Annotated in this window: 5 protein-coding genes; 3 read left to right on the top strand and 2 right to left on the bottom strand. The window is 68.7% G+C overall.

The genetic code is table 11. From position 1 onward, the window contains the following. On the bottom strand, positions 1-706 hold a 706-nt coding region (ppgK, locus tag D474_RS0102130; RefSeq protein ID WP_017611951.1), incomplete at its 3' end, for a polyphosphate--glucose phosphotransferase. Positions 707-907: 201 nt separating this feature from the next. Here ppgK and D474_RS0102125 point away from each other — a divergent pair. From D474_RS0102125 to dop, 3 genes are all read left to right on the top strand, one after another. Beyond that, positions 908-1873, top strand: coding sequence for a tRNA (adenine-N1)-methyltransferase (locus tag D474_RS0102125; protein ID WP_017611950.1), 966 nt, complete (start codon positions 908-910; stop codon positions 1871-1873). 398 nt (positions 1874-2271) lie between these two features. Next, positions 2272-4041 (top strand): proteasome ATPase, encoded by a 1770-nt coding sequence (gene arc / locus D474_RS0102120; RefSeq protein WP_193373960.1) that lies wholly within the window; start codon positions 2272-2274, stop codon positions 4039-4041. 147 nt (positions 4042-4188) lie between these two features. Further along, positions 4189-5706, top strand: coding sequence for a depupylase/deamidase Dop (dop, locus tag D474_RS0102115; RefSeq protein ID WP_338045264.1), 1518 nt, complete (start codon positions 4189-4191; stop codon positions 5704-5706). 483 nt (positions 5707-6189) lie between these two features. Here the strand turns inward: dop and D474_RS0102105 are convergent. Further along, positions 6190-6653: S1 family peptidase (locus D474_RS0102105; protein ID WP_017611946.1), on the bottom strand; the 464-nt coding region annotated here is incomplete at its 5' end.

Below are 6653 nucleotides of genomic sequence, written 5' to 3'. Positions count from 1 at the left end.
GCAGTTCCGCCGGCACGATCGGCGTGCGCAGGTCCAGGTGCGGCAGGAACTTGTGCGCCTTGCGGCTGACCCCGCCGCCGACCACGATCAGGTCGGGCCACACCAGATCCTCCACCACGCGGTAGTACCGCTGCAGGCGCTCGACGGCCCAGGCGTGGTAACTCAGCCCGTCGCGCTTCTTGGCCTCCGAGGAGGCCCGGGTCTCGGCGTCGTGGCCGTCGACCTCCAGGTGGCCGAACTCGGTGTTGGGCACCAGGTGTCCGTGCACGACCAACGCCGTGCCGATCCCGGTGCCCAGGGTCGTCAGCAGAACGAGCCCGGACGTGGTGCTCGCGGCCCCGTAGTGCGCCTCGGCCAGAGCTGCGGCATCGGCGTCGTTGAGCACGCGTACCGGCCGTTCCAGCACATCGGAGAACAGGGACACCGCATCGGTGCCGACCCAGGTGTGGTCCACGTTGGCCGCAGTGTGCACCACTCCCTGCTGGACCACACCAGGGAAGGTGATGCCCACCGGGGTCCCCGCGGTCCCGGGGAAGCGGCCGGCGATCTCTCCGATCACCTCGGCCACCGCTTGGGGTGTGGAGCGCTCGGGGGTGGCGATCTTGACGCGCTCGGTGAGGAACTCCCCGGTTCCCAGGTCGACCGGCGCGCCCTTGATCCCGCTGCCGCCGATGTCGATGCCCAACCCGGTCCTGCGCTCTGCCATGGGTCCGTCGTCTCCCGTGTGCCTCGTCCGCGTACGGTGCCCGCCGCCCCGTCGGCGACGATCCTGTCCCGGTACGGTCCCCTTCGTACACCCGCCTGCGCGTTCCCCGCACGCCGCCGCCGTGGTCGGTGCGGTACCGCCGTGCCGATACTCTGGGCGATCGCCCTTGACCACACGCGACGCGGGAAGACGAGAGCGACGTTGACCGGTATCCATGGCCGCCGCGGCCCTTTCACCGACGGCGACACCGTGCAGTTGACCGACCCGAAGGGTCGGATGCACACCATCACACTGCGTGAGGGTGGCGCCTTCCACTCGCACAAGGGCCGAATCGCCCATGACGACCTCATCGGCGAGCCCGAGGGCAGCGTCGTGCACTCCGGTACCGGGACCGCCTACGTCGCATTGCGCCCGCTGCTCATCGACTACACGCTGTCCATGAAACGCGGGGCGACCATCGTCTACCCCAAGGACGCGGCCCAGATCCTGGTCGAGGCCGACATCCACCCGGGCGCGCGCGTCGTCGAGGCAGGCGCGGGCTCGGGCGCGATGTCCAACTGGCTGCTGCGCGCCGTCGGAGAGCACGGCATGGTCTCCTCCTACGAGCGCCGTGCCGACTTCGCCGAGATCGCCCGCAAGAACGTCGAACGCTTCCACGGCGGTCCGCACCCGGCCTGGAAGCTGACCGTGGGCGACCTGGGCGAGGCCCTGGACGACACCGACGTCGACCGGGTCTTCCTCGACATGCTCGCCCCCTGGGAGAACCTCGACCCCGTCGCCCGCGCCCTGCGCCCCGGTGGCCTGCTGTGCTGCTACGTGGCCACCACGACCCAGCTCTCCCGCATCGTCGAGGAGATGCGCGAGGACGACCGGTTCTACGAGCCGCGTTCGTGGGAGACCATGCTGCGCACCTGGCACGTGGAGGGCCTGGCCGTGCGCCCGGACCACCGGATGATCGGCCACACCGGTTTCCTCGTGGTCGCCCGCCGCCTGGCCGACGGAGCCCAGGCGCCCGACCGGCGCCGCCGTCCGGCCAAGGGTGCCTACGGCAAGGACTACGAGAAGGCGAAGGCGGCCGAGCGTGCCGCCGAGAAGCCCGCCGCCGAGCCGGCGTCCCCCGAGAAGCCCGCCGCCGACGGGCCCGAGGACGGTGCCGAACGCGCCTGAGACACCGTGGCCGTTACCGGACAGTAGCGGAGAGTGTCCGCATGCTGGTATCACCGGCGGGTCACTGTTTCGCCCACTGGTCCCTCCTGCCCCGGAGGCCCCCAGGGCCACATCGTCCACGGCCCCGGGCACGCACCGATCGTGTCCGGGGCCGTTCGTGTGCGCGGGGGCGCCGACGGGCGCTCCGACGTGCGGAATCGGGCATCCGGGCTTGGCGCCGCGGTGTCCGCGGGCAGGCCCGGAGGTTACGTTCTCATGACGTTGGGTGATCCTTTACCACCCTGACCTGCGCCGGAGCAAGGCCTGAAAATGAGGGCTACGACACTCGCGAGCGCTGGGAGGTTAGGAAAGGGGCAGGGGTAGGTAGGCTCCCGAGTAGTCGTCCTTCTCATAGGGAGGTGGCGGACGTGGCCGAGCGCGACGACGAGCGCCAGAGCGACCAGGACCGTGAAGTCGCCGACCTCACGGCCCAGGTCTCCTACATGGAAAAGGAACTCAGCGTGCTTCGGCGTAAGCTCGCCGATTCCCCCCGACATGTACGCCTGCTGGAAGAACGGCTGAGGGAGGCACAGACCAACCTCACCGCGACCAACAGCCAGAACGAGCGACTCGTCTCCACTCTCAAGGAGGCGCGTGAACAGATCGTCGCTCTGAAGGAGGAGGTCGACCGCCTCGCCCAACCCCCGTCGGGCTTCGGTGTCTACCTCGGGTCCCGCGAGGACGACACCGTCGAGATCTTCACCAACGGCCGCAAGATGCGGGTCAACGTCAGCCCCTCGGTCGACGTCGAGACCCTGCGGCCCGGCCAGGAGGTCATGCTCAACGAGGCCTTCAACATCGTGGAGGCCGAGTCCTTCGAGACCGTCGGCGACGTCGTCATGCTCAAGGAGCTCCTCGAGGACGGCGAACGCGCCCTGGTCATCTCCAACCACGACGACGAGCGCATCGTCCGCCTCGCCGAGCCCTTGCGCGAGGAACCCCTGCGCGCGGGCGACTCCCTGCTGCTGGAGTCGCGTTCGGGATACGCGTACGAACGCATCCCCAAGTCCGAGGTCGAGGAGCTCATCCTCGAAGAGGTCCCCGACATCGCCTACACCGACATCGGTGGGCTCGCCGGGCAGATCGAGATGATCCGCGACGCGGTTGAACTCCCCTACCTGCACAAGGAGCTCTTCTACGAGCACCAGCTGCGACCGCCCAAGGGCGTGCTGCTCTACGGGCCTCCCGGCTGCGGGAAGACGCTCATCGCCAAGGCGGTCGCCAATTCCCTGGCCAAGCAGGTCTCCGATCGCACCGGCCGCGACGTGGGCAAGAGCTTCTTCCTCAACATCAAGGGGCCGGAGCTGCTCAACAAGTACGTCGGCGAGACCGAGCGCCACATCCGCCTGGTCTTCCAACGTGCCCGTGAGAAGGCGGGCGAGGGCACACCCGTCATCGTCTTCTTCGACGAGATGGACTCCATCTTCCGTACCCGCGGCTCGGGTGTGTCCTCCGACGTGGAGAACACGATCGTGCCGCAGCTGCTCAGCGAGATCGACGGTGTGGAAGGGCTGGAGAACGTCATCGTCATCGGCGCCTCCAACCGCGAGGACATGATCGACCCCGCGATCCTTCGCCCGGGCCGCCTCGACGTCAAGATCAAGATCGAGCGTCCCGACGCCGAAGCCGCGCGAGACATCTTCGCCAAGTACATCACCCCCGAACTCCCGCTGCACGACGAGGACCTGGCCGAGCACGGCGAATCGCGCCGGGCCACCGTCGACGCCATGATCCAGCGGGCGGTCGAGCGCATGTACACCGAGGACGAGGAGAACCGTTTCCTGGAGGTCACCTACGCCAACGGTGACAAGGAGGTCCTGTACTTCAAGGACTTCAACTCCGGCGCGATGATCGAGAACATCGTCGACCGCGCGAAGAAGATGGCCATCAAGGACTACATCGACAACCAGGTCAGGGGCCTGCGCGTCTCCCACCTGCTCCAGGCCTGCGTCGACGAGTTCAGCGAGAACGAGGACCTGCCCAACACCACCAACCCGGACGACTGGGCGCGTATCTCGGGCAAGAAGGGCGAGCGCATCGTCTACATCCGTACTCTCGTCACCGGAAAGAAGGGCGCCGATTCCGGTCGGAGTATCGACACTGTCGCCAACACCGGGCAGTACCTGTAACAGCCGGGTGTCCGTCGGGGCCGGTCCGGATCGGGCCGGCCCTTCGGCGTGTCCGGGACCGTGAACGAAACGCCCGAGAAGGCGGCACTTGGGCCACAATTACTGCCGAAGCGTTCAAGACCGGCTCTGGGCGGATAACCTCTCACCATGAGTGTGCGGCGGATCATGGGTATCGAGACCGAGTACGGCATTTCCGTGCCAGGCAATCCCGGGGCGAATGCGATGGTCACCTCGACACAGGTGGTCAACGCTTATCTGGCCGCCTCGGCCGCTCGGGCGCGGCGGGCCCGCTGGGACTTCGAGGAGGAGAATCCGCTGCGCGACGCGCGCGGTTTCGACCTGGCGCGGGAAGTGGCCGACCCCACCCAGCTCACCGACGAGGACCTGGGCCTGGCCAACGTCATCCTCACCAACGGCGCCCGGCTGTACGTCGACCACGCCCACCCCGAGTACTCGGCGCCGGAGGTGACCAACCCCCGCGACGCCGTGCTCTGGGACAAGGCCGGCGAGCGGGTCATGGCCGACGCCGCGGCCCGGGCGGCTGCGACCCCCGGCATCGATCCCATCCAGTTGTACAAGAACAACACCGACAACAAGGGCGCGTCCTACGGTTGCCACGAGAACTACCTCATGGACCGGGCCACCCCCTTCGGCGACATCGTCCGCCACCTGATCCCGTTCTTCGTCTCCCGCCAGGTCGTGTGCGGGGGCGGCAAGGTGGGCCTGGGCGCCGACGGGTCGGGTACCGGATTCCAGCTCTCCCAGCGCGCGGATTTCTTCGAGGTGGAGGTCGGGCTGGAGACCACCCTGAAGCGTCCCATCATCAACACGCGGGACGAACCCCACGCCGACCCCGACCGCTACCGGCGCCTGCACGTGATCATCGGTGACGCCAACCTGAGCGAGACCTCCACCTACCTCAAGCTCGGCACCACGGCGCTGGTGCTGTCGATGATCGAGGACGGGTTCCTCTCCCACGACCTGACCCTGGATACCTCCGTCCAGGACCTGCGCCAGGTCTCCCACGACCCGAGCCTCACCCACCTGGTGCGGCTGCGCGACGGTCGGCGTATGACGGCGCTGGAGATCCAGTGGACCTATCTGGAGCAGGCCCGCAAGTACGTCGAGGACCGCTACGGCACCGAAGTGGACGCCGACACCGCTGACGTGCTCGACCAGTGGGAACGGGTACTGGCCGCTCTCGGCCGGGACCCCATGGACCTGGCCGACGAACTCGACTGGGTTGCCAAGCTCAAGGTTCTGGAGGGTTATCGAAGTCGCGACCAGGTGGAGTGGTCTCACCCCCGTATGCAGCTGGTCGACCTGCAGTACTCCGACGTGCGCCAGGACAAGGGCATCTACAACCGACTCGTGGACCGCGGGCGCATGCGCCGCCTGCTGGAGGAGAGCGAGGTGACCCGGGCCATCACCCAGCCGCCCGAGGACACCCGCGCCTACTTCCGGGGCCGTTGCCTGGCCAAGTACGCCGACTCGGTGACGGCGGCCTCCTGGGACTCGGTCATCTTCGACCTGCCAGGTCACGACTCCCTGCAGAGGGTCCCCACGCTCGACCCCCTGCGCGGCACCCGTGAGCACGTCGGCGGGCTGCTGGACGAGGCCGAGACCGCTGCTGAACTGGTGTCGGTGCTCACCGGCCGGGGCTGAGACCACGGCCCGAGCCCCCGTCCGCGCCGAGAGGGCACGGGCGTGGGCTCCTTCTTGCGACAGGCGGGTGAGAACCGGTCATCTCCCGAGCCAGGTGCGTCGGTTTCCATGAGCTCGGCACCGGGGCGGCCTCCTGGTTGTGGGCCGTGTCTCCGGAGGCACGCTGCCCGGACCACCGGGGGCACGCCCCGGGGCTGCTGCCCACCGCAGCTGTAGGAACCGCCGGAGTCGCCGCGTTCGGCGCGCACGGCCGTGCGCGCCATGTCGGTGACGGTGTCCTCGGTGCACCGGCCCACGACACCCTCCTGGAGGTTGCGCGTGCCGAGGTCGCACTCGCCGGGCCTCGGTTCTGAGAGAGGGACCTGCGGTGTGGGGCGGGGCCGGCGGTCGCAGGTCACGCTCCGCTCCGGCCCGGAGCACAAGGAGCGCCCCCGCCCGCAGGTGCGGACGGGGGCGCGGTGCATGTCGGGCGCCAGAGACGTCCTAGCTGGTCACCAGGTCCAGGCCCCAGGTGTCCAGGACCGGGGCGACCTCCTGGTAGTAGGTCGTGCCGCCACCGGAGCAGCTGCCGGAACCGCCCGAGGTCATGCCCTGGGCCTGGTCGCCGGCGATGAAGGAACCGCCGGAGTCACCGGGCTCGGCGCAGGCGTCGGTGCGGGTCATGTCCTCGACCGTGCCCTCGGGATAGCTCACGGACTCGCCGCGGGCCTCGATGGTGCCGCACTCCCAGCCGGTGGTGGACCCGGAGCGGCAGATGGCCGAACCGATCGGGGCCTCGTCGGAACCGCCGACGGTCTGGTTGTCTCCGTCGTAGGTGTTGACCAGGTTGGTCGCGTCCCAGTTGTCGGTGGCCGCGACGAAGGCCGCGTCGTTGCCCGGGAAGATGGACTCCTCGAACTCACCGGAACCGGTGCCGTCCTCGCTCTCGACGGAGGTACCGACCGTGC

The sequence above is a fragment of the Nocardiopsis salina YIM 90010 genome, assembly GCF_000341025.1.
GTDB classification, from domain to species: Bacteria; Actinomycetota; Actinomycetes; order Streptosporangiales; family Streptosporangiaceae; genus Nocardiopsis; species Nocardiopsis salina.
Note: the sequence above shows the minus strand (reverse complement) of the source record. Positions and strands in the feature narration are given on the sequence as shown.